The 3,848-nt window shown below is 63.4% G+C and carries 3 protein-coding genes; all 3 read right to left on the bottom strand.

Annotated elements, in window-relative coordinates:
- Positions 1 to 17: 17 nt before the first annotated feature.
- Positions 18 to 809: an FAD binding domain-containing protein gene (locus ACR0LH_RS21550; RefSeq protein WP_480722414.1), complete on the bottom strand. Its 792-nt coding sequence runs from the start codon at positions 807 to 809 to the stop codon at positions 18 to 20.
- 131 nt (positions 810 to 940) lie between these two features.
- Positions 941 to 3,301, bottom strand: a complete 2,361-nt coding sequence (locus tag ACR0LH_RS21545; protein ID WP_170418884.1) for a xanthine dehydrogenase family protein molybdopterin-binding subunit — start codon at positions 3,299 to 3,301, stop codon at positions 941 to 943.
- A gap of 73 nt (positions 3,302 to 3,374) precedes the next feature.
- The coding region (locus ACR0LH_RS21540) for a (2Fe-2S)-binding protein (RefSeq protein WP_480682378.1) at positions 3,375 to 3,848 on the bottom strand (474 nt) is incomplete at its 5' end.

The raw sequence follows: 3,848 nt of genomic DNA, 5'->3' as shown, positions 1-3,848 counted from the left end.
TGGTTTGAGTTGTGTCTTTAAGCGCAGGCGTTGATTGCGCGTTTTGTCATGACGCTGACGAGGTGCGCGCGGTAGTCCTTGCTGCCATGCAGGTCGCCGATCATGTTGGCGGGATTGATGCTCAGGCCGGTCAGGGCGTCGGCGCGGAACTCCTTGGTCAGAGCGTCCTCGGCCTCGGACCAGCGGAACACGCCGTCCTCGCTGGCACCGGTAACGGCCACGCGCACACCGTCGGCGAACCGCGCCAGATAGACGCCCACCAGAGCGAACCGGGACGCAGGCTGCAGGAACTTCTGATAGCTCGCGGCCTGCGGCACCGGGAAGCGGATCGAGGTGATGATCTCGCCCTCATCCAACGCCGTGGTGAACATGCCCTGAAAGAACTCATCCGCCGCGATCTGCCGCGCATTGGTCACGATGGTCGCGCCCGACCCCAGCACAGCCGCCGGATAACAGGCCGCCGGATCGTTATTGGCCACCGACCCGCCAATGGTGCCGCGGTTGCGCACCGCCGGATCGCCGATCTGCCCGGCCAATGCCGCCAGCGCCGGATAAGACCCCGCCGCCTCGCGCGCCACCACCGCATGGGGCGTCGCGCCGCCAATGGCGACCGATCCGTCATCCTCGATACAGACCCCCTGCATCTCGGCAATCCCGCTCAGCGACACCAACGCCGACGGCGCCGCCAACCGCTGCTTCAGCGTCGGGATCAGCGTCTGACCGCCGCCCAACGCCTGCGCATCCTCAGCCCCCAGCGCGGCAACCGCATCCGCAATGGTCGAGGGCTTCTCAAACTCGAAATTATACATTCCGTCTTCCTTTCCGAAAGGCGCCGATCCGCCCTTCATCTGGCTGTAAATATCCCGGGGAGCTGCCCATTGGTGCGCCATTGGTTCGAGCACCAATGGGCGGCGGGGCTGGCCCCTCGCTCCCCAACCTCTCAGCTGTTCATCGCCGCCCAGACGCGCGACGGGCTCACCGGCATGTCGATATGGTCAATCGCCTTGCCGCCCGAGTTCATCGCATCCAGAACCGCATTCACCACTGCGGGCGGCGAGCCAATGGCACCGGCCTCCCCACAGCCCTTCACACCCAGCGGGTTGTGCGTGCAGGGTGTCTGGCTGGAATGATCCACGCCATAGAACGGCACATCATCGGCGCGCGGCATGGCGTAATCCATGTAAGAGGCACTCAGCAGTTGGCCATTCTCGTCATAGGCGCAGTTCTCCAACAGCGCCTGACCGATGCCCTGACCGATGCCGCCATGGACCTGACCATCCACGATCATCGGGTTGACGATGTTGCCAAAGTCATCCGCGGCGGTGAACGCCTCGATGCTGACCTTGCCGGTCTCAGGGTCCAGTTCGACCTCGCAGGCATAGGCGCCCGCGGGGAAGGTAAAGTTGGCCGGGTCGTAAAACGCGGTCTCCTCCAGCCCCGGCTCGACCTCCAGCGGGTAGTTATGAGGCACATAGGCCGTCAGGGTCACATCGCCCCAGGCCACCGACTTGTCGGTGCCCGCGACGCTGAACTGACCGTCCTTCAGCTCGATATCGGCCTCGGAGGCCTCCAGCAGGTGGGCGGCGATCTTCTTGGCCTTGTCGATCACCTTCTCGGTGGCCTTCACCATGGCCGAGCCACAAACCGCCAGCGAGCGGGACCCATAGGTGCCCATACCAAACGGGATCTTCGAGGTGTCGCCATGCACGATCTCAACCATCGACTCGTCGATGCCGATCATGTCGGCCACAACCTGCGGAAAGGCCGTCTCATGCCCTTGCCCATGGCTATGCGCACCAACCATGACGCTGATTGATCCGGTGGCATTCACCCGCACCGTCGCTGCATCATAAAGACCCGCACGCGCGCCCAGCATCCCCACGATGTTCGAGGGCGCAATGCCGCACGCCTCGATATAGCAGTTGATGCCCAAGCCCCGCAGCTTGCCCTTGGCTTCGCTTTCCGCACGCCGCGCGGCAAAGCCTGCCAGATCGGCGGCGGCCTCCAGCTTGTCCATCGTCCCGTTGTAATCCCCGGTGTCATAGGTCAGCGCCACCGGCGTGTCATAGGGGAACTGGGTGATGAAGTTCTGACGCCGCAGCGCAATCGGATCGACCCCCAGCTCACGCGCGGCCTTGTCGATCACGCGTTCCAGTTGATAGGTCGCCTCGGGCCGGCCCGCGCCGCGATAGGCATCCACCGGCACCGTGTTGGTGAACATCGCCTTCACGTTCACCTGAATGACCGGAGTTGTGTAATTGCCTGCGGCCAGCGTGCCATGCAGCCAGGTCGGAACCGAGCTGGCAAAGGTCGACAGATAGGCCCCCATATTGGCCAGCGTGTTGGTGCGCAGGCCGATAAAGTTATTGTCGGCATCCAGCGCCAGTTCGATTGTGGTCACGTGATCGCGGCCATGGGCGTCGGACATGAACGCCTCGGACCGGCTGGCCGACCATTTGACGGGCCGGTTGCAGGCTTTGGCCGCAAAGGTACAGAACGCCTCTTCCGCATAGTGGAAGATCTTGGTGCCAAAGCCGCCGCCCACATCGGGGGCCACCACGCGCACCTTGTGTTCCGGCAGACCCAGCACGAAGGCGCACATCAGCAATCGGATCACATGCGGGTTCTGCGAGGTGGTATAGAGCGTATATTCCTCGGTCCCGCGGCTGTATTCCGCCACCGCCACGCGCGGCTCCATCGGGTTGGCAACCAGACGGTTGTTTACCAGATCCAGAGTGGTCACATGGGCCGCGCCCGCAAACACCTCATCGACCTTGGCGTCGTCGGTCTCGCCCAGATGCCAGTCATAGCAGATGTTGTTCTTCAGATCGTCATGCACCAGCGTCGCGCCGTCCTGCGCGGCCGCCTTCATGTCGATCACCGCGGGCAGTTCCTCGATGTCGACGTCAATCGCCTCGGCCGCGTCGCGCGCCTGATCCAGGCTGTCGGCCACCACTGCGGCGATGGGATCGCCCACATGCCGCACCTTGCCCTGCGCCAGAATGGGATGGGCCGGTTCCTGCATGGGCGCGCCATGCTTGTCCGTCACCTCCCAGCCGCAGGGGATGCCGCCGACCCCTTCAAAATCCTTGCCGGTGAATATCCGCACCACACCCGGCATGCCCTCGGCCGCCGAAGTGTCGATGCTGCTGATCCGGCCATGCGCGATATCCGAGCGCAGGAAATACACATAGGCCTGTCCGGCCACGTTGATGTCGTCGGTGTAATTGCCTGCTCCGGTCAGAAAGCGCACGTCCTCGCGCCGCTTGGAACTGGCTCCGATGCCACTGTCTTTGGGCATTGCTTGATCTCCTCCCTATGAGTGCACGCCGGCACCCGCTGTCATTCCACGGGCGCAACCGCCCGCAGCGGCATCATTCCGCAGCGATGCTGCCCACGTCCTGGCCCGATGCGGCCATGATCGCCTTGACGATGTTGTGATAGCCCGTGCACCGGCACAGATTGCCTTCCAGGTAATGCCGGATCTCGGCCTCGGTCGGGCGCGGGTTCTCTTTCAACAGCGCCGCCGCACTCATCACCATGCCCGGCGTGCAGAACCCGCACTGAAGCCCGTGATGATCCTGAAACGCCTGCTGAATGGTGTTCAGCGACCCATCCTCAGCCGCCTGACCCTCGATCGTGCCGACATCAGCCCCATCCGCCTCGAGCGCAAGCATGTTGCACGACTTCACAGCCTGACCATCCACATGCACAACACACGCCCCACATTGCGCCGTGTCACACCCAACATGCGTCCCCGTCATCCCCAAATGATCACGCAAAAAACCAGACAATAACGTCCGACCCTCAACCTCACCGCTCACAGCAACGCCGTTCACAGTCATCGA

It is taken from the genome of Ruegeria sp. CL6 (genome assembly GCF_056536465.1).
Note: the sequence above shows the minus strand (reverse complement) of the source record. Positions and strands in the feature narration are given on the sequence as shown.